General features: G+C 40.7%; 18 protein-coding genes and 1 pseudogene. 13 read left to right on the top strand and 6 right to left on the bottom strand.

The window, feature by feature from the left end:
- Nucleotides 1-116 precede the first annotated feature (116 nt).
- Nucleotides 117-1,595 (top strand): peptidylprolyl isomerase, encoded by a 1,479-nt coding sequence (locus G561_RS0106050; protein WP_028858747.1) that lies wholly within the window; start codon nucleotides 117-119, stop codon nucleotides 1,593-1,595.
- 160 nt (nucleotides 1,596-1,755) lie between these two features.
- Here the strand turns inward: G561_RS0106050 and G561_RS0106045 are convergent, their stop codons facing one another.
- Nucleotides 1,756-2,577 (bottom strand): M23 family metallopeptidase, encoded by an 822-nt coding sequence (locus G561_RS0106045; RefSeq protein ID WP_051584395.1) that lies wholly within the window; start codon nucleotides 2,575-2,577, stop codon nucleotides 1,756-1,758.
- Nucleotides 2,578-3,377: 800 nt separating this feature from the next.
- Between G561_RS0106045 and G561_RS0106040 the strand changes: the two genes are divergently transcribed.
- Entirely contained in the window at nucleotides 3,378-3,809 is a 432-nt protein-coding gene (locus tag G561_RS0106040) for an MCR_0457 family protein (protein WP_037031823.1), read from the top strand.
- A 531-nt stretch (nucleotides 3,810-4,340) separates the two neighbouring features.
- Nucleotides 4,341-5,555, top strand: a complete 1,215-nt coding sequence (locus tag G561_RS0106035; RefSeq protein WP_167667700.1) for a D-alanyl-D-alanine carboxypeptidase family protein — start codon at nucleotides 4,341-4,343, stop codon at nucleotides 5,553-5,555.
- A gap of 138 nt (nucleotides 5,556-5,693) precedes the next feature.
- On the opposite strand, the gene der is transcribed toward G561_RS0106035, so the two are convergent.
- Entirely contained in the window at nucleotides 5,694-7,115 is a 1,422-nt protein-coding gene (gene der / locus G561_RS0106030) for a ribosome biogenesis GTPase Der (protein WP_028858743.1), read from the bottom strand.
- 422 nt (nucleotides 7,116-7,537) lie between these two features.
- On the opposite strand from der, the gene G561_RS0106025 reads away from it, so the two are divergent.
- Nucleotides 7,538-8,245 (top strand): hypothetical protein, encoded by a 708-nt coding sequence (locus G561_RS0106025; RefSeq protein ID WP_028858742.1) that lies wholly within the window; start codon nucleotides 7,538-7,540, stop codon nucleotides 8,243-8,245.
- Nucleotides 8,246-8,358: 113 nt separating this feature from the next.
- Nucleotides 8,359-10,206 carry a monovalent cation:proton antiporter-2 (CPA2) family protein gene (locus tag G561_RS0106020; protein WP_028858741.1) on the top strand — a complete coding sequence of 616 codons (1,848 nt, stop codon included), beginning with the start codon at nucleotides 8,359-8,361 and terminating at the stop codon, nucleotides 10,204-10,206.
- A gap of 76 nt (nucleotides 10,207-10,282) precedes the next feature.
- Here G561_RS0106020 and G561_RS0106015 read toward each other — a convergent pair whose 3' ends face one another.
- Nucleotides 10,283-11,224, bottom strand: coding sequence for a DUF2628 domain-containing protein (locus tag G561_RS0106015; protein ID WP_028858740.1), 942 nt, complete (start codon nucleotides 11,222-11,224; stop codon nucleotides 10,283-10,285).
- Between the two features lie 267 nt (nucleotides 11,225-11,491).
- Here G561_RS0106015 and trmB point away from each other — a divergent pair, with 267 nt between their 5' ends.
- Both trmB and rlmH read left to right on the top strand, forming a co-directional pair.
- The gene (gene trmB, locus G561_RS0106010) at nucleotides 11,492-12,298 is read left to right on the top strand and encodes a tRNA (guanosine(46)-N7)-methyltransferase TrmB (RefSeq protein ID WP_081794389.1); all 807 of its coding nucleotides are present in this window, start codon (nucleotides 11,492-11,494) and stop codon (nucleotides 12,296-12,298) included.
- 553 nt (nucleotides 12,299-12,851) lie between these two features.
- Entirely contained in the window at nucleotides 12,852-13,340 is a 489-nt protein-coding gene (gene rlmH, locus G561_RS0106005) for a 23S rRNA (pseudouridine(1915)-N(3))-methyltransferase RlmH (protein WP_028858738.1), read from the top strand.
- Between the two features lie 608 nt (nucleotides 13,341-13,948).
- Here the strand turns inward: rlmH and G561_RS0105995 are convergent.
- The 3 genes from G561_RS0105995 to G561_RS15690 form a co-directional block, all read right to left on the bottom strand.
- Nucleotides 13,949-14,581 carry a hypothetical protein gene (locus tag G561_RS0105995; protein ID WP_028858737.1) on the bottom strand — a complete coding sequence of 211 codons (633 nt, stop codon included), beginning with the start codon at nucleotides 14,579-14,581 and terminating at the stop codon, nucleotides 13,949-13,951.
- Between the two features lie 290 nt (nucleotides 14,582-14,871).
- Nucleotides 14,872-15,321 carry a hypothetical protein gene (locus tag G561_RS0105990; RefSeq protein WP_028858736.1) on the bottom strand — a complete coding sequence of 150 codons (450 nt, stop codon included), beginning with the start codon at nucleotides 15,319-15,321 and terminating at the stop codon, nucleotides 14,872-14,874.
- A 211-nt stretch (nucleotides 15,322-15,532) separates the two neighbouring features.
- Nucleotides 15,533-15,646, bottom strand: coding sequence for a VENN motif pre-toxin domain-containing protein (locus G561_RS15690; protein WP_323807519.1), 114 nt, complete (start codon nucleotides 15,644-15,646; stop codon nucleotides 15,533-15,535).
- Between G561_RS15690 and G561_RS15155 the strand changes: the two are divergent.
- From G561_RS15155 to G561_RS0105955, 6 genes and pseudogenes are all read left to right on the top strand, one after another.
- Nucleotides 15,634-15,753 (top strand): annotated as a pseudogene (locus tag G561_RS15155) (23S rRNA (pseudouridine(1915)-N(3))-methyltransferase RlmH); the annotation flags it as partial. The gene G561_RS15690 and the pseudogene G561_RS15155 overlap by 13 nt on opposite strands.
- Nucleotides 15,754-16,049: 296 nt before the next feature.
- Nucleotides 16,050-16,820, top strand: a complete 771-nt coding sequence (locus G561_RS0105975; RefSeq protein WP_028858735.1) for a DODA-type extradiol aromatic ring-opening family dioxygenase — start codon at nucleotides 16,050-16,052, stop codon at nucleotides 16,818-16,820.
- A gap of 123 nt (nucleotides 16,821-16,943) precedes the next feature.
- Nucleotides 16,944-17,708, top strand: coding sequence for a 7-cyano-7-deazaguanine synthase QueC (gene queC / locus G561_RS0105970; protein ID WP_028858734.1), 765 nt, complete (start codon nucleotides 16,944-16,946; stop codon nucleotides 17,706-17,708).
- Between the two features lie 260 nt (nucleotides 17,709-17,968).
- Nucleotides 17,969-18,331, top strand: a complete 363-nt coding sequence (locus tag G561_RS0105965; RefSeq protein ID WP_028858733.1) for a hypothetical protein — start codon at nucleotides 17,969-17,971, stop codon at nucleotides 18,329-18,331.
- 236 nt (nucleotides 18,332-18,567) lie between these two features.
- On the top strand, nucleotides 18,568-19,062 hold the full coding sequence (locus tag G561_RS0105960) for a peroxiredoxin (protein ID WP_028858732.1): 495 nt from the start codon (nucleotides 18,568-18,570) through the stop codon (nucleotides 19,060-19,062).
- Nucleotides 19,063-19,234: 172 nt separating this feature from the next.
- Entirely contained in the window at nucleotides 19,235-20,782 is a 1,548-nt protein-coding gene (locus tag G561_RS0105955) for a dihydrolipoyl dehydrogenase (RefSeq protein WP_028858731.1), read from the top strand.
- Nucleotides 20,783-20,902: the final 120 nt, after the last annotated feature.

The following is a 20,902-nucleotide window of genomic DNA, read 5'->3' as shown; positions in this document are numbered from 1 at the left end:
TATACCCCTTAACCCTATGATTTTTGTGGATTACAATAGGTTTAATAAATTTTTAACGATTTACTGCCTTATAAACATTTTTATAAGGCAATACTCAAGCTAAAAACAGGCTACTTATGACAGCATTAAATACTCAGCACTATAAATCGAAGCATTCTTGCTCACATACCAAAGCTTTAGACACATCAAAATTCCGTCTAAAAAAGCTAACTGATGCATTACTGGTGTCTACTGTACTAGCCAGCCTCAGTTTAACAGCACAGGCTGCCGATAAAGCTGCAGACTCAGCGACTGCCACTCAAGCAACTGAGAAGGTAAATCCAGCTGATGTCCAAGCACCAATCTCTGTTAGTGAAAGTAGTAATGGCATTATTGCCTTGGTAAATGATACGCCTATTCTAAAAAGCGAGTTAGCGGCAGCAATAGCTTCGGCTCAAATGCGCATTAAAGCCAGTGGTCAGCCTGCCCCTAGCCCTCAACGCTTACAAAGTGAGGTACTAAATAGTCTAATTTTGCGCGAGTTACAATTAGATATGGTGAAAAGAGCTGGAATCAGACCTAGTCCTGATGCAGTTAATGAAAGCTTAGCCCGCTTGGCGCAGGCCCAAGGCTTAAAGTCTTTATCTGAATTACAGCAAGCCCTTGATGCGAGACAGCCAGGGCGCTATGCTGCTGTACGCGCTCAAGTCATCGAGGAAGAGTCCCTAAAAGCACTGCAACAAAGCCAAGTTGCCAATCGCGTTCGCATTACTGAACATGATGTTGATGCTTTTTTGGCTTCTCCTGAAGCCCAAAAGCTACAAAGCACTGAGTACCGCACCATTCATATTCGTATTCCTTTTAGTGATGACTATAACCGTATTACCGAAAGCGAAAAGAATACTGCGATGCAAATCGCCCAACAAACTCAAGAGCTACTTAAGAGCAGTAATGACGCCCAAGCTATCTTGAATCAGCTAACCACAGGTATTGCTAAGAATTATGTGGCTCCTGTTCAAGGCGGTGACATGGGCTACCACCCTGCAGCTGGCCTACCAACAGATATTGCTAAGCAAATTACCCCACTTGAAGTTGGACAAGTGACTGCACCACAAATTACTCCTGAAGGTATTGACGTTGTGAAGCTGGTAGATAAGCGTAACAGCGATAATATGATTATCCCTCAGTGGAAAGTTCGTCATATTTTAGTAAAAACAGATGAGCGTAATAATGATGCTCTAGTAGAACAGCGTGTCAATGATTTGTATGAGCAGCTTCGCCGTGATGCTGACTTTGCCTCACTTGCTGCTACCTACTCAGATGACCCAGGCTCTGCAGGTCGTGGTGGTGATCTTGACTGGGTAACAGAAGGTCAAATGGTGCCAGAGTTTGAAGAGATGATGAAGCGCACCCCTGAAGGTGACTTCTCTACTCCATTTAAATCACAGTTTGGCTGGCATATCCTAAAAGTTGAAGGCGTCCGTGAAAAAGACGTTAGTGATACTATTAAGCGCAATCTTGCTCGTGAAGCCTTATTCCAGCGCTTAGCACCACAAGCTCAAGAAGACTGGCTACAAGAGCTTCGTGCTAATGCTTATGTAAAAATCTTTAATTAATACCGAGTTTAATACAACGTTAAATTGATTTGACTTTCTACCAAAAAAACACCCTATCTTACGATAGGGTGTTTTTTTACTTCATGTCTTTTGGTCTGAGTGCTTTAATTTATTTGCATTACTTTATCTTGGTGGCAATGCTACCAAATTAAGTCATTAATTAAAGACCTAGTACGGCTCTTGGGTCAATTGGCGTACCATTTTCACGAACTTGGAACTGTAAGCCGACCATAGTAGTTTGCCCTGTGCTACCCATAGTGGCAATTCGTTGCCCAGCCTGTACTTGGTCGCCTTCATTGACTAAAATCTGATTGTTGTGAGCATAGACCGTTATGTATCGAGAATCATGTCTAATCATGATCAAGTTACCGTATTCAGGCAAGCCGTTGCCCGCATACATTACCACCCCAGCTTTACTTGCCAATACAGGGTCGCCAATACTGCCACTGAACCACATGCCCATATCCCCTGAGTTGGCATTAAAGTTTTTGACAACTGGGTTACTGGTAGGATAAGCATACCCTTTGGTAGTGGTTGCCGTTGGCGGAGGAGTATAACTTGGTGTGCTGACAGGAGCTCTAGTCTGTACTGGCGGCGTAGAAGGTCTAGTATTGACAGGTCTATTGGCGACAACGTTACCACCCCCTTCCCACAGCTTGAGCCATTGTCCAGCATAAATAGTGTAACGGCTATCCAAGCGGTTTAAAGCACCAATTTGACGGTAATTAAGGCCATAGCGAGCTGCAATATGACTCACTGTATCCCCTGATTGAACTTTATAATAGTTGGGGACACCACGAGCATCGACTTGTACCACAGGGCCTGTGGGTTGATAGGTGGGCTTGGTTGCACAGCCGGATAACATTAAGGCTCCACCCAACACTGCAAGCGCTAACCCTTTTACTTTGGTAGATGAATTAAGCTTTGAGCTGGCAGCCAAATGAGTACCCTCACTGTTGCCTGTCAAAAAAATGCTGGACATAAATGTCTCCCTATAAAAATACAATAACAACAAATTTAAATATTAGATGAAATGACGGAATCTTGGACTTTGAACCACGATAACTTATTAATATAGTTCAGTATTTTATCGTAGTCATTATCCGGCTTACTCAGCAGTTAGACACAATTACCGCTTATCATACCAATCGATTATTTATTCATAACTGAATATCCTAATCGCTCAGCAACTTATGTCAATATACACGCAACTGTTATAACGATTCTTTACATAGCATACAGGCTTGGTTAGGGTATCAACTTTGAAAGCTGTTAAAATAATACTCATTAACCTACAATTTTTACTAAACAAAGAATTGTATTACAAATCACGGCTATCTCTTACCCCGTGGGCTTAGGAAAATAAAAAAAAAGACGATAACTTTACTGGCTATATTGATTTACGCTTCTATTGTTATAAATCACAATTGGTACACATCTGGGTAAATTAACAATGCCATAATACAATTAATAAATAGTAGTTAATTTTAGAAGCTTAATAAAAAATACTAACCATATAACTTGATGCTACTCAACAATTAATACTATTAAATAAATAGAATACCTAATAAATAAAGAGCATACCTAACTTCTAAAACCTGTTTTTGATTTAAAAATCTATGTGATATCACAATAAGCGTCATCTTTAAGTGATTGGTTTAAGTCATGTGACCATAAATAGTCTTTTGACCTTAAATGCTCTTAACCTGAAATGATAGCATTCCACGGATATCGATAGATTACTTATCTCTAAATATGATGATAATGACTATGAAAAAACTTATGACAAGCCTTTTAAGTAATTCCGTATTAAGCAGCTCAATGAGCAGTAGTGCCCGTAAGTTGGCTTTATCTGCCCTTATTGGCTCTGTGGCTTTAGCAGGGTCAACCTTAGTACAAGCTGCACAAACTACAATTCCTGTTGATTTGTCACGTGCCACAGCAACCAAGCATGAGATTGCAGTACTGCAAGTATTATCTGAGGTGTGTCCACCCATGTTGAACCGCCAACAAAGACAAAACTTCCAAAAGACGTATAATCAGCAATTAAAACAGATGCTACCCTCTATTGAGAATCCAAAAGCAGCCATTCGCTATTTATCTACTCAACAAGACTATAAGGCCATATTATCGAGTATGCGCAACTGGACTTTAAGTTACTCTCGTGATGAGAACTTAGCCTTGTGTACTGATCTGGCAAGCGCTGACTTTTAATACTATTTTATGGCTAAATTGATCTCATAACATAATAGCTTATAGCGTAAAGTGCATAGTAATGAAGTAATAAAAAATTATAAAAATAAAAGAGAGTCGATACCTTTGATTCGGCTCTTTTTTTTCGCCGATATATTGTGTATTTCCTCCAGCTTGTCAGTCAAAACAAGATTGAAAAGCTAACTTAGCCAATTTAGAGTCTATTTAGTAAATTATTTGTTTAACCCATTTGTGCAATTTGTTAATATACTGACTCGTTTGGCCCCACTGTCAATAGTTTCTATTTATAGTTAAGGATAGACCTAACGCTTTTAAACTTCTATTATGTACTACTTGTAACATAATAAACCTTTACCTTCCATTTAGATTCATTCAGATGTCATCACAACTTATAATCTCTAGATAACTGCATTAACCGCATCTTGGGCTTAGCTTATTGCTAAGTTATAAATAAAAGTGCTGAATGCGGCTTTAGATTTAAGCCTATGATTAACTCTGAAATAAACTATGACCAAATATGGTGTCCTAGATATGACTGCTCCTGAAAATAAGCTATTACCTTCTTTATTAGTGAAAACTAATACTGTAACCCCTTTATCTATTGTTAAATCTTTTGTATTAGGCTCAGGGCTTCTAGCTGTATCAGCCGTAACTTCAGCTGCCCCAGTTCCGCCGCCAGAGATGGATAACACCGCTTATGTCTTGATGGATTATGATACCGGTGCTATTTTGGCTGAAAAAAATGCAGACCAGCCTCTGCCTCCTGCCTCTCTGACTAAGATGATGACCAGCCATATCATTGAGAAGAAGTTGATGGCTGGTGAATTAAAAGAAGATGACCAAGTGCTCATGAGCGAAAATGCTTGGTGCCGTGGTGCAAGCAATCAATCTTGTATGTATGTGCCTGTAAATAAAACAGCCTCTGTAATTGATATGCTACGCGGTATTATTATTCAATCAGGTAATGATGCCTCAAAAGCAATGGCCGAACACATTGCCGGCAGCGAGCAAGCTTTCGCCCAGCTAATGAATGCTGAAGCCAAAGAGCTTGGCATGACCAATACCAACTTTGTTAACTCTACAGGTATGCCAGATGAAAATCACTACGCTTCTGCTCGTGATTTAGCTATCTTATCTCGTGCCATCATTAAGCAAGGTGGCGATTATTATAAGCTGTATTCAGAAAAAGAATTCACCTACAACAACATCACTCAAGGCAACCGCAACGCCTTATTACGCACAGATAGTACAGTAGATGGCCTAAAAACCGGGCATACTGATGCTGCAGGCTACTGTCTAGCGGCTTCTAGCTTACGCAACGATATGCGTCTTATCTCAGTGATTATGGGCACTAAGAGCATGCAGGAGCGTGCTGACCAGTCTCGCGAATTATTAAACTGGGGTTTTGGTCACTTTGACACCAAAGTTGTGGCTCCCGCCAATCAGTTTGTAGATACTGTTCCTGTTTATTTTGGTGAAAAAAATGAAGTTAAAGCGGCCACAGGCGAAGCTTTAAAAGTATTAACCACTAAAACTCAATCAGACCAAATAAGCACTGTGATTAATATTTCTGATGACATTCAAGCCCCAATCGCTAAGGGCCAAGAGATTGGTCGTATGATGGCGGTAATTGATGGTAAATCTGTGGCTTCGGTACCTATCGTTGCTACTGAAGCGGTAGAGAAATCAGGTATCTTCAAGCGTGCTTGGCAACATATTGCTAAATTCTTTAGTAACTTATTCTAAGCCTTTAGTTTATTCCAGACTATTGAATGATATTGAGCCTAGGATATTGAGATAAAGTAAGGCTATTGAATAAAAATAGGGGCTGTCAATGACAGCCCCTATTTTTATTAAAGTACATTGTGCTTTATAAATCAGCAACTAACGCTTATGTGAGCCTTTTTTATACTTCATATCACGGCGCTTTTGACGGGCCTCTGATACTCCAGGTCTTAGCTTTTTGGAAGAAGTAGTCTTCTTGCCCGCATAAGGGTTGGTATTTAGTTTGAACTCAACTCTTAAAGGAGTTCCTTCTAACTTAAACACTTTACGGAATTCGTTTTCTAAATAGCGCTGATAGCTTTTTGGCAACGAACCAGTTTGGTTACCATGAATCACAATAATAGGTGGATTATGACCACCTAAGTGAGCATAACGTAACTTAATTCTGCGTCCCCCTGACATAGGAGGCGGATTGGCAGCCACCGCATCTTCTAGAATCTGGGTCAAACGGCTGGTAGACACTTTAAACATCGAAGACTCATAAGCTTTATGAATCGAGGGATATAAGTTACCTACGTTAGTACCATGTAACGCTGAGATGAAGTGCACTTTAACATAAGGAATAAAGCTAAAGCGGCGATCAAGCTCAAAACGAATCAAGTCTTTTTGGTCCTCTGACAGACCATCCCATTTGTTAATCGCCACCACGATAGCACGGCCAGCATCTAGCGCATAGCCGAGCATATGCAGATCTTGATCAACAATGCCTTCTTGCGCATCAATAACTGCCACGACCACATTAGAGTCTTTAATCGCCTGCAGGGTCTTGATGACTGAGAATTTTTCTACTTTTTCATCGATACGACCACGACGTCGTACACCTGCTGTATCAATGATCACGTAATTTTTGCCATTACGCTCATAAGGGATATAGATACTGTCGCGCGTGGTGCCAGGCATGTCATATACCACGACTCTATCCTCGCCCAGCATACGGTTTACTAACGTAGATTTACCCACATTAGGACGACCAATAATGGCAAGCTTTAAACCATCTTGCTCCTCTTCTTCGACATCTTCAGGCATGTCTTCGGTAAGGTCATCTAGTAAGTTGGCAATACCACGACCATGACTGGCCGTCATTGGATACGGCTCTCCCAAGCCTAGAGCATAGAACTCAGCAGGCGCGGCATCATGCACCCCATCAATTTTATTGGCTACCAGATATACAGGCTTGCCTAAGGTGTGCAGCATTTTGCCAATTTCAGCATCTGCGCCAATCATTCCGGCACGGGCATCAACCACGAACACGATAATATCAGCTTCGTGAATGGCTGTATGTGATTGGGCAGACATATAGTCGTCGATACCACCACGACCATCATCTGCTTCACCAATACCGCCGGTATCAATAACAACAAAAGACTTGTTGTTATAGGTGGCATCACCATACTGTCTGTCACGGGTGAGGCCGGACAAATCAGCCACTAATGCCTGACGCGATTTGGTCATTTGGTTAAATATTGTCGATTTACCCACATTAGGGCGACCTATTAAGGCGACGACAGGTTTTATGGACATTTTTTATCTCACTTGGTTTTACAAGGCGTTAATGATTGAGAATGAAATCAGAGTGCTTTATAGTCAATTAATTAAATAGGAGGTCGGTTAACCACGGATTTTAGCAATCTATACCGGTCTAAGCTTTTTAAACATTATTACTAACAGCTGAAACATTATTGTTGACAGTCGCTTAGCCAATAAAATTAAAGTTGAGTTATTACAGGTTAATACTTAAAATAATTTCAAGTTTGTCAAAAAAATCTACTAACTCGTTATCCAAGCCCTAGATTTATATATGGGCTTTAAAAAAAATATCGACTGCTTACTACTGCATATATTGTGGCCAAAATAATAGGGCGCATAGATTACAGTAATGCAGTTAGATTGCCCAGTTATGATAACATGGTTTTAACTCTCTTAATAATGAACCTATAGCAATTATGTCAAGACGATCTGCCCCTTTTGTCGCTCCAGAAGATATTATCCAAGATCCTTTATCGAAGGAGGGTAAGTCTCTGGCCAAAGAGTTACTTTCTACTTTACAAGCAGATATTGCTGCTTTTCGAGCAGATCAATTCCCCCCAGATATCCTACAACAAGTTAGAGATATGCCTATCTATCAAGGTAATAAAGACGAGGTTGCCGCTTATCATAAACGCTGGCAGCCTTTAATTGACCGTGCCTTGAATTTTTATCCAGCCGCTTATCTGCCGCCCGACAACCTGCCTCTGCCTGCCAGCTTGGAAATACCGCAGTTTATTTATCATGTGCAGCGACTACATTTGACCAAAACTCGAGCCAAAGAGTCAAAAAACTTTGGCTCTGTTGGGGCTTTAATCGACAAGTGTGGAGAATTTACTGAGGCTGAGTGTCTGCGTCTAGAAAAGGTCTTTGCAAATGATGAAACCGCCCGTTTGGTAGCTCATAGGCAGTTTATTGACCTTCGTGCTTATGTTTTTTGTAAAAACGACAAAGGGGAATTACTGGAGCCTGAACGTATTAGGTTTTATCGCACCGGTCTAATCATTCACGCCCTACCCGACTTTAAGATAGTGGATAGTCGTCAAAAGCCGCGCAAACGACGCAATGATGCTTATAGCAATCCTTTGGCTGATAATGGGGTTTGGAAGGTATACAAAAAGCGCTGATAGCCCTGATTTAGTTATTAACTAATGACTGAACCGCTTAAGGATCAGGTTACCCGCTAACTTCTTACAACATATTAATATATGAAAAATAGCTCTACCAACAAGGACCGCTAATGTTTGCAGCCTCCCTCGTACAGCCTAGCCTAATGCTTCAAGCCACTATATTTTTGGGCGCAGCTTTATTATTAGTCCCATTAGGTAAGCGGCTTCATATCTCAACGGTATTGGGTTACCTGATTACTGGTCTTTTACTCGGACCCAGTGTGTTCGATGTGGCCGGGGATGCTGAAAGCTTGATGCATTTCTCCGAGTTCGGCGTGGTAATGCTGCTGTTCGTCATTGGTCTTGAGCTGCAACCGTCGAGATTATGGGCACTACGTCACTCTATCTTCGTCTTTGGCGGGCTGCAAGTTGGGGTCACTGGTCTATTGTTAATGGGCCTTATTTTTCAGTTTACTCCGCTCAAGCTAGACACCGCCTTTATTGTAGGCTTTGGTCTGGCACTCTCTTCCACTGCCTTTGTACTGCAAGTGCTGACTGAAAAAGAACAGCTTTCTAGTACTCATGGCCGTGAAGCTTTTACTATCTTATTATTTCAGGATATTGCGGTTATTCCCCTACTGGCGGCCATTCCTTTTTTATCCGGGGTCCGCGAACAGACTTATGACTTAATCTACTTTGGTAAAGTGGTAGCTGTATTTGGGGGTTTATTCTTAGTTAGCCGCTATGTGGTTCGCCCTTTCTTCAAGTTTGTGGCCTTAAGTGGTGCCAATGAGCTTATTACTGCTGTGGCTTTATTTATTGTAATGGGGGTGTCTATTTTGATGGGCCAAATTGGTCTGTCTATGGCCCTTGGGGCATTCCTGACTGGGGTACTATTGGCTGACTCTGAATATCGCCATGAGCTTGAAGCCAGTATTGAGCCGTTTAAAGGTCTACTTTTAGGTCTGTTCTTTATGTCAGTAGGTATGTTAACTGACGTTAAGCTCATCTTGGCACATCCGGCCTTTATTATTGGGGCTGCCATTGTGTTAATGATTATCAAATTTGGGGTAATCACAGCCATTGCTCGCCTACTCGGTAACCGCTTACCGACCAGTATTCGTCTAGGGGTTACCTTAGCCCAAGGTGGTGAGTTTGCTTTTGTGTTATTCAGCACCGCAGCCAACCAAAACGTACTACGACCTGAGCATGCCAATCTGCTTACCCTAATTGTGACCATCTCTATGGCGCTAACTCCTATTGGATTTATTCTGCTTGAGAAGTTTGGTGAGCCTAGATTTGCAAAAAGACAACCAGACCGAGAGTACGACAGCATTCCTGACCATGAACACCCTGTCATTATCGCAGGCTTTGGCCGTGTCGGTCAGATTATCGGCCGAGTGCTGCGTATGCATAATATCGAATTTACCGCCATTGAAAGCTCTGCTAACCAGGTCGATTTCGTCCGTAAATTTGGTAACCAAGTGTATTATGGTAACCCGCAGAACCCGCAAATATTAAGAACTGCCGGAATCGAAAAAGCCCGAATATTTATTATTGCTATTGATGATGTGGAGCGCTCAATTTCTACTGCTCGCTACCTGCATAATAATTATCCACATCTACAAATCCTAGTGCGTGCCCGCAACCGTGCCCATTATTACCGTTTGCGTGAAATAGGCATAACTCATATCTGGCGTGAAACTTACCTATCGTCACTCGATATGTCACGCGAGTCATTAGAATTATTGGGTATCTCTCCTGAAAAAGCACGGGAGACCATTACCGCCTTCCGTGACTATGACGATAAGCTACTAGAGCAGCAGCAAGCCATTTACGAAGATGAGGCTAAGCTCATTGAGTCAGTGCAGGCTTCATTGATGGAGCTTGAAAGTTTATTTGACTCCGATCACACTGAGGGTAAGAAGCTTGACTTAGAGGAGATTGAAACTGCGGTGGGCCTCTCTAAGAAGTCATAGTCAGATGCTATTAGCTATTAAAGGCTAATAGTTATCAGGCCACTCTTATTTATCTACTATTGTTTATTAAGGGCTATTAGCTACTAGAGCAAATGGGTGGTCTCTTCTTCTCGTTCAGTGAGGTAATGCATTGCCATCGTTCCTGCTTTTGATCAGAAGGTCGATACATGATGTAGCTTTGCCCATTTAGATTGCGATTGGGGAAAGGAATGTTTTGTATGGTGGCAATCAGCACACAACTGCTGGGCTTATTACCCAAAGCTGAGGTTTGTTCTACTACCTCAAATGTTAGATTCTCACTAGCCTCATCAGGCTGATAGTCAATAGGGCATTTGCCTTGAGACTGAAATTGCTGCTCAATCTCTCCGGTCACTATGCGGGTTTGCATAAAGGTGTCTTGAATTATGCCATGCTCTTTGGGCTGGGCATATAACGGCAAAAAGCGATTTTGAATGACAAACAATAAAAATATAAAGATAGCAAAAGCAGCCCCAAGCCCCACCAAGCTGGTACCCCCCTCCTTGTTTAAGTGCGCTTTTTGATGATCAGGCTGCTTTGGATAATCAGCCAAGACATCGGCTATCTCACGCCGTGCCATGCGATAATAATAAGCATCTGCCCATCTGCCCACCATTACTGACCAAAACAACCAGATAACAGCAGCTATCGCAATGCGGGTGAACATTTGATAGGCATCTGGCACAAAAGACATGAAAGCAAACTCAAAAGCCACCAAGGCAATAACCACATTCAACTGAATAAATGACCAACCTGCGACAGTATAAACAATACAATCTAGATAACGCTTACGATATAACAGCCAGCCAAAAGTGGCCAAAAAAGCGGCCCAGTTCCACTTGGCGGACAAATAGCCTTGTGCATCAAATTCAGAAAAACGCTTTAGATAATAAGCTTGTGAGCGATTGCCAATAAACCATTTATCAAGCTGAGTGCGTTTTTCATCAGTAATCTGCTCTTGATAAAATGGCGGCGGCGAAGTTTCTTCAATAAACAACATACCAATTTAACCTTATATGACACAACAGCGACCTAAGTCGAGACAAACTTTGACGGCTTGCACATCGTTTTATAGGTGGATTAACGTTATAATACGCCCATATTACTTTATTTTTTAGCCTTAACGCTGTTTTTTAACAGGCTTGGCTAACCTCCCAATTCCTTCAACTTAATAACTCCAATAGTGGATGATTTTATTCATATGAGCGCTGAAAATACTCCAAATACCCCTACTACAGATAGCTTACCAACCTCTGAAACTACTGACATGAAGGACAATGCTATTGCTCCTACAACCAAAAATACCTCTGACCAAAATAGCGATCAAGCCAAATCTGAGGCCACTGACACTGCTTTTCCACGCCTAATCAAAACCTTTATGAAGCGCCGCACCCACCTTAACAAAAATGCCGAGCAAGCGCTAACAGACCCTATCTATGCCAAATATATTGTCAATACTATGGACGATAGAGGTCAAGGTATTATCGATGGCATCACAGATTTGCGTGCCTTATTTGCAGATACCGAGCAGACGCCCAATGGCCCTGATGCCCCATTAACCTTTGAAATTGGTTTTGGAATGGGCAGCTCCTTAATTGAGATGGCCAAAGCCGACCCCAGTCGAAACTTCGTGGGCATTGAAGTGCATGAGCCAGGTATTGGCAAGTGCGCCTATATGGCCAATGAAGAGGGGCTGACCAATCTAAAGATTATCAATGGGGATGCCATCGCTTTAATGCAGCAATTACCTGACAATCATATTGACCGTATCCAGCTATATTTCCCTGATCCTTGGCAAAAAAAGCGTCATTACAAACGCCGCTTTGTTAGCCCTAAGCGAATGGAGATTGTCACCCGTGTTATCAAAAATGGTGGCTGGTTCCATGCGGCAACAGACTGGGAGCATTATGCATTCTGGATGCTAGATGTGCTCGACAACTTTGAAGGCTTAACCAATACTGCAGGACACGGTAATTTCACACCGCGTCCAGACTTCCGCCCTATGACCAAGTTTGAAAAAAGAGGCATTGATAGAGGTCATGGGGTTTGGGATTTAATTTATAGCAAAGACTAATTGCCATAATTCTTGGCTTATTTTGCTCTACCTAGATAGCAAAGCCAGTAACTGCTGGTAAATATAAAACTTACCATGTGGAACATTTGACGATTAACCCAAAAAGTAGTCCTCATTATTTAAGTAATTTATAGTTTTTAACTTAAATTCCTTACTAATGAGGGCTCTGTTCTTTTATCCAGCTCAGCATACCACTGCTGCCAAACGCATGGCTAGCAAGGGGATTAAGAGTTTTCCCCATAACCTGTGGATAACTCTGTGGATAACCCAAGACTTGACAAGTTATACCCTAGACAACATACGGCTTTGAATAAAATTGCTCATTTTTTGTACAATTATTTTTGTCAATAAAATCAATACTTTACACAGTAGTGGCTAAAAACTAATAGCTATTATAAAAAATTTATCAGTAAATGTTTTATTGCTTCAGATGTTTCACAACTTGACTCAAGGGTCTCACTTGAACTGTGGATAAGTTAAAAAATCAGGGGTTAAAAGGTTGACATTTTAGCTTTAGCAGTTCTATTAATTAAACCAAAAGGTCTGATCTTTTATGAAATTACGAATTTTGAGTGTGGGCAGTAAGATGCCTAAGTGGGTTGATGCTGGATTTGATGAGTATCACAAACGTATCCAGCCCATGCTCAGCACTGATATCATCGACCTGCCTGCGGCTAAACGTGCCAAAAATCCATCAGAGGCTAATTTGGCACAGTATCGTGAGCAAGAAGGTAAAGCTATTTTGACCACTCATCAGAGTAACTCGCGCGAAAAGCTTTGGGTACTCGATGTAAAAGGTAAGATGCTATCCACCGAGCAGTTGGCTGATAAGCTCAGCGAAGCAATGCAAATTGGTGATGATGTGGCGTTGGTAATTGGCGGAGCAGATGGCGTATCACCTGAGGTGCTAGCAGCAGCTGACTTTAAATGGTCATTATCGCCCCTTACCCTACCCCATCCGCTAGTGCGTGTGGTATTGATGGAGCAGTTATATCGCGCGATGAGTATTAATAATAATCATCCTTATCATCGGGGCAATTGATGAATTATTAGCGAATTAATTTAATTATCTCAATGCCAGCAGTCTATATATTAATAACTATCAATACTTTGTAAATAATGTCTTAATAATTATTGCAAACTTATAATACATATTTAAGGTTATTTGATGTTATTAGAGTAATCAAAATCTATTATGGTTTAGTAAAGATTATGGTTTAGTAAAGATAGTTACGTAGTCTTTTGGATTATGGATTTAGATACCAATAAATCAGTAACTGATGTGGTTAAAGCCACTCCCGCTCCACAGCCAACAGTTATCTCATACCCCATTATTATTATTAATAATAAATAAAATCAACGAGTAATATTTTTAATAATAAATACTGGCACTAAATCCTGTCACGGTTTCTTTTTTAACTTCTCTAGGCGCTTCGATAGCTTAAGCCAAACTAGGCTTAGTTTTGTTAGTTATGGATGGTGATAATCTGTTTGGTTATCGAGGTTAGTATTAATTTTACCATGTTAAATATAACAGTTGCTGTCACTGTTTAATCGTTATTGGTTAGCTAAGCTGTTGTTTTTTTAGTTGGGTTATAGAAACATGCTAATAGTCACATTCAGAATCAACTATAATTTAACAATTCATATTTATTCATCATACCACTTCTCCATATAGTTAATGGCCATCCTATTTATTTCTTTCCAATCGGCAAGGTTTTTTCTTGAGAACTGAAGTTGAATATAATTATTATAATCAGGGTGCACATACTCCATCTGGCAAATACTATTTTGATGATTACTAGAAGCTATAAAACATTCAATAGTTGTAGGTGAGCTTGGATAGACAGAACCTATGTACCAGACAGTATGCTTATCAAATTTTTCAATATATGCTTCTAGATCAAAGCTATCTTGCTTAGGATTTCTAACAGCGCTTTCTTTGCGAATTGCTACTCTTGTTGGCATATCATTACCCATGACCCCTGAATTTCTAGCTGTCCAGTAGAAACTGATAATATCATCATCATGCTCTAAAACATTGGGATCTTTATCCTGATTATTTAGCCCTCTACCACTAGGCCAGAAAAAGTAAGCATTACCCATATCTGTATCAAAACTTGGGTAACTTCCAGTATCTGGTCTAACAATATGGTTTAGTGGAACACTGTATTTATCATCATCTACATTTACTTCAATTTGAGCATTAGGACTATGTACATCAAGTTTTGAGCAACTTACAAGCGTCATTATACCTCCTAGTAATATAATCATTTTTTTCATACAATAATCCTTATTGAGACGGAGAAAATACTATTTTATCTACTTGCATAGTCCATAGCCCTGTACGAGTGAAATAGGCTTTAGAACCATTAAATGCTCCAAAAAATGGGTGGAAATACCCCCAAATTTTAAAGACTAAATAACAGCAGGAATGGCAGCCCATATGGCATTATTCTCAACAGCTGTCTGTGCACTATTTTTAATTAATATTACTAATCAAATTCTTTGTACACGACAAAACCTCTTAAAGCCTTAAGCTACATAGTTTAGGCGTTAAATAACTTAGCCTCCTAAATTTCAAACCAATTAATATTTGAATGATGAAAAAGCTCTTGAAATGAATCTTTTTCAATTTGAATGTTTTGTTTTATTATTTTTTCCAACAACTGCTGCTTTATTTTAATGTCTGAATATTTTTCGCAAATCTGACTTGTAACTCTAGCCTCCGTATCTTTGTAAATTGTTAAAATTTTATCTTTATTATCAATAAAAACCTTTGGAAAAGTATTAGTCGATATAATATTTCTAATAGAACCTATTATATAAATTAGCTCAAATGTAAACCTAGGATACTCAATCCAAACTTCACAGCAATCAATAAGCATCGCATAACCAGTTTCATAATCAATGCTGTTGACATATTTGTCATCAAAATCTGATAAATACCATTCATCTAGCTCTCCTGTTGCTGCTGACGCTTCTGCAGACAACAAAAAATCTAACAATATTTTTTTAAACACAATTAATCCTATAATGACTCATTTTTAAATTTAAATTCAACATTTCTGCTTGTTTTAGTTGTATGTGCATAATGTATCTCAACCCTACCTTTTGACGTTTCAACAATTTGAGTCTTTTAAACCCAACCATCTTTTGCAAAAAAACCATTCTTCGTATCATTAATTTTAATGCTCTCAATTGTCTTACCTTGAGGATTCCACCCTATAGGCTTTAAGCATTATTCTCAACAGTCACTGCCGCACTATTTGCCGCTGTATCTACATCTGCATGAGCCAATAAAGCAATACTACTAGCACTAAGCTTAGCAATATTATGAATGGTCATTATCGCCCCTTACCCTACCCCATCCGCTAGTGCGTGTGGTATTGATGGAGCAGTTATATCGCGCGATGAGTATTAATAATAATCATCCTTATCATCGCGGCAATTAGGCTAAAGCGACAGTGCTAGTACTGTTAGAGGTAGCGGCCGTGTGTAGCTTATTAGTTGTGTGTAGCTTATCAGTTAAGGTAGCAATCTCTTTTAGTTATTTAGTGTAGCTATTTATTGTGAAATCGGTCTTGCAGGTCCTACCCTGCTTTAAAAAATGACGCCTAGCCCCCATAATTAGTTTATGACATATCCAAAGAATACTCACAGCTCAACCTTTAGCGTACCGGTTTCAGTGACTCCGCTCACTAGCTTTGAGCCGGTGACGACTCCGACTCGCAAGCAAAAAGTTCGCTCTATGCAAGCGCTGGCCACATTGCCGGCGCTATTTATTTCGCATGGGGCGCCCACTTTTGCGCTTGAAAAAAATGCCACTACCAATGCTTTGGCACGTACCGGGCAAAACCTGCCTAAGCCCAAAGCCATTGTGATTATGTCAGCGCACTGGGTGACTCAGACCTTGGAGATTGCCAGCAACCCAACCCCGCAAACCTGGCATGATTTCTCAGGCTTTAGTCAGAAGTTAAACACCATTGAATATCCCGCTCTAGGTCATCCAGAGCTGGCAGAGTCGCTGTCCGATCAACTTAATAAGATGGGTGTGATTAATAGTCTTAACCCACTGCGTCCTTTAGATCATGGTGTCTGGGCACCGTTAATTCATCTATACCCTGAGGCAGATGTACCTATTGTACAGCTGTCATTACCCAAGCACTTTGACGCGTATGCGTGTTATCAACTCGGTAGCTTATTCTCCCAACTACGCCGTGAGCAAATCTTGGTTATTGGTTCAGGCGGTATTACCCACAACTTAGCGGCATTAAATTGGGACGCTGACAGTGAAGAGCCTACGGCTAAAGCCTTTAAAGTCTGGTTGTTACAGCAGTTAAAATCCAATATCCCAGCTGCGTTAGACTGGCAACAATTCTCTCAAGTAGAGCAGGTTCACCCTAGCTCTGAGCACTTACTACCGCTGTTTTTTGCACTGGGCTGTGGTCAGCGGGTCTCGGTAATCCATGAAAGCATGGCCCATCATAGCTTAGGGATGGATGTATATCGCTTTGACTAACCTCGAACAGAGCACACACAGTAGTCTTATTTTTGTTAAAATAGACGGTTTTTTTACGGCTCTTTTTGACTAATTTTTAATAATCGCCTTTTTTCTGATTTTTATAAGCCTTTAGGATTTCTTATGACTGATGCTTTAACTTCAATCTCTCCCACTAACCACACTGCGTCAGACTCCTGTAATGAAAATGCCGTAGTATTACTCTCAGGCGGGCTAGACTCTGTTACCTGTTTGTACTGGGCAAAAGATCGCTATGCTAAGGTCACTGCTGTAAGCTTCAATTACGGTCAACGTCATAATAGCGAGCTGGTCGCGGCCAAAAATATCGCTAACCAGGCCGGCGTCGATCATAAGATCATTGATATTGATATTGCACAGTTGGGCGGCTCTTCGTTAACTGACCATGATATGACCGTCCCAGATGGCGATGCGGATAAATTCCCAAGCCACACCGACGATATAGATAATGATGCCATTCCCAACACTTATGTGCCGGCGCGCAACACCATATTTTTGTCTTACGCTTTAGCTGTGGCAGAAGTGACTGAAGCCAACCATATCGTCATTGGGGTCAGCTCAGTGGATTACTCAGGTTACCCTGACTGCCGTCCTGAATATATTAATGCCTTTGAGGTCATGGCCAATCTAGCCACCAAAGCTGGGGTAACCGGGCATAAACTGTATATTCAAACCCCGCTACAAAAGCTTTCTAAAGCGCAAACTATTCAACTGGGCAACTCACTTGGGGTGGATTACTCTCAAACCATTTCTTGCTATAAAGCTGACAGTGAAGGCCGAGCCTGTGGTATCTGTGACAGCTGTACTTTACGTAAAAGAGGCTTTAGTGATGCCGGATTAGCAGACCCTACCCGTTACGCTACTAATTAGGACTCTGCTTTTTAGTTTGTTTTTGTGCATTTTGTAACTGAATAGCAACAATAAATTGCAACTAAATAGCAAAATTAATTACTAATCTGTTTATTAGCTTGATAAGGTATGCGGATAGATTAACTAAGCCAGTCGCTAGGTAAATTCTGTAGGTTGTTTTCAACTTGTACATTTAACCCAGTGCCCGTGCATTTTAACTTATGTAAGTCACTGGCTAACTGAAAATATAATTACTGTAAGCCTCTAAAGGATTGTTGTTCATGAACTTTATTTCGAAAAGCTTTTTATCTAACAAATTATTGCCACTTGCTGCATTAGCTACTTCTGCAATTATGTTGGCAACTCCAGCTCAAGCGTTGGACATCAAGCAAGATCAAATTAATAACTGTGTCGCAACCGCGGTTAAACTTAAAGTGGCAGATAATGCTACCGCTAAGAAGTTTTGTGGCTGTACTGTGGACGTTCGCAGTAAAATGACACTAGGCCAAATGTGGGAAATTGAAAGCTATGCCCAAAGTGGCAAAGACCCTTCAACGTTACCTTATGCCAAGACCATGCAAAAAGACTTACAGCAATGTGGTAATGGTCTAAAACTAAACCCGCCACAGAAACCTAAAGCCTAATTTGCTTACACTGTGCTTTAAGTTATACTGTTATTGATCTGATTTAAATTGGCTGGCATTCCTATGTCGGCCTTTTTTATTGTCTTAGATTTCTCTTAGCTTAATTCTTAACTTAAGTCGTACTTGACGCTTACACGCTACGCTTTGAGTCATTGCTTAATCTTAGGTAAACTAATATAAAAACTATAACTATCATCTAAGTTAATAAGTTATTTTAAATAAAAAAGGAAAATAACATGGCCAAACCCACTGATGAAATCATTGCCCTTCCGGACTTCCCGATGCCTATGGTGCAAAAAATAGAAGATGAAATGGTCGAAAGTGAAATTGTGCTTGATCAATTTGTGGAAAATATGGACAAGGGCTTAATTCTATATTTCTATCCGCGTGACAATACTCCCGGCTGCACTACTCAAGCAGTCGACTTTACCGAAAAACTGTCTGAGTTTGATGCCTTAGGTTACAGCATTATTGGAGTATCTAGAGACAGTATCGAGTCGCATAAGAAATTCATTGAAAAAAAACAACTGCAAATACCTTTGATTAGCGATCCTGATGAAAAGCTTTGCCAACACTTTGATGTGATTAAAGAAAAAAATATGTATGGCAAAAAAACAATGGGCTTAGTACGCTCTACTTTTGTGTTTGATAAAGACGGCAAGCTGACCCATGCTCAGCGTAATTTAAGAGCCAAAGACTATGCGGATAGATTGCTAAAAACGCTGGCATAGACTCGGTTTATCTAGACTTAACTCAGCTTAGCTATACTTAAGAAGTTAATCTGATAATTACCCCTTTAGTACCGACCGGTAAGGCAAAGTCCATACCGGTTCTTTACGGCAATTGTTCCTAGCAGTATTCATAATAAAAACATTAACTAGAACCATTTTTTAGGAAAGACTTATGACAAAATCCCAATCTCCCTCCGAGAAATCCATTCGCCACGTTGATGCCGCCGTCATCGGTGCCGGTACTGCGGGTCATAACGCTTATCGTCAAATCAGCAAAGTCACAGATAATGTGGTTATTATTAATGAAGGTATCTGGTCCACTACTTGTACCACCATGGGCTGTATGCCGAGTAAATTATTGATTGCAGCCGCCGATCGTGCTTACCATGCCAGCCATTCTAAAGAATTTGGGATAGAAGGTAATGCCACCATTAACGGTAAGCAGGTTATGAAGCGGGTGCAGGATGAGCGAGATCGTTTTGCAGGTTTCGCCCTAAAGAATGTAGAGAGCTGGGACGATAATAATAAAATACATGGTCGTGCTGTTTTTTCAGAATCCGGATTGATTGAAGCGCATACCGCAGAGGGTGATATCCAGTACATCCAAGCCGATCATGTTATTATCGCCACTGGATCAAAGCCTTTTGTGCCTGAAGGCTGGAAATTGGCATTAGGCGATACTCTAATTACTTCTGATACCATTTTTGAGCTGCCAGATTTACCTAAATCTATGGCGGTAATAGGTGCAGGAGCTATTGGCCTTGAACTGGCTCAGGCAATGAGTCGACTCGGTGTTGAGGTTGCACTCTTCAATCGCAATGAAAAAGTGGGTGGCTTAAAAGACGAGGCCATTAATCAAAAAGCCATTGCTTGTTTTTCCAATCAGTTAGATTTACGTCTCAATACCCGTATTGATGAAGTATCTCGAGAAGAAGTTAATAGTGAGAGCCAAGCGGTTATCCATTATACTGACGCTGAAGGCAATTCACAGACTTGGCGTGGTGAGAAAGTACTGGCAGCTACCGGACGCCGCAACTCATTGCATACCCTAGGGCTTGAGCATGTGGGGGTGCAGTTAGATGACAAAAATCGTCCGCTAAAGTTGGATAAAATAACCGGTAAAATTGAAGGTACCAATGTCTATATAGTTGGCGATGCCAATGCCTATCTACCGCTACTGCATGTCTCCAGTAATGAGGGCTATTTATCGGGCAAAGAGGTGGCTTTGAAGATAGCGGGTCTAGCCGATAAAATCAGTATGAGCGATGCCATTGCCAAAGATCCAGACTGCTCTGAAGACAGTAATATGCTGAATGACATGTCACCCGATAAGTCGCAAACAGCAACCACTTCCATGTCAATAATATTCAGTGCACCACAAATTATGAACGTGGGTCAGTCTTTATCAGACATTAAAGAAGAAGGACGTCCGTATGTCATCGGTGAGGTGAGCTTTGACAATCAAGGACGTAGTCGAGTAATGGGTGTCAACTGTGGCCTACTTCGCATTTATGCTTGTCCGAAAACTGAGTTGATATTAGGGGCAAGTATGGTGGGCCCAGATGCCGAGTATATTGCTCATATCTTGGTCACAGCCATTACCAATGAAGTAGATATCGACGGCTTACTGGCCAGTCCCTTCTACCATCCTACTATTCTTGAAGGGTTACGCACCGCCTTACGTGACACCATAGGCAAGATCAATAAGTTTAATTCATAATTTATTTTGTCTATCACAAAAAACCCTGCCATATCGCTGCAGGGTTTTTTTATAATAAGTGAGCATTTTTAAAAAACTAACTTATATAAACTAAGGAAGCTACGAACAAGGCATACTCAA

Source organism: Psychrobacter phenylpyruvicus DSM 7000 = NBRC 102152 (assembly GCF_000685805.1).
GTDB classification, from domain to species: Bacteria; Pseudomonadota; Gammaproteobacteria; order Pseudomonadales; family Moraxellaceae; genus Psychrobacter; species Psychrobacter phenylpyruvicus.
The sequence above is the reverse complement of the archived record's forward strand: the minus strand, read 5'-3'. Positions and strand labels throughout refer to the sequence as shown.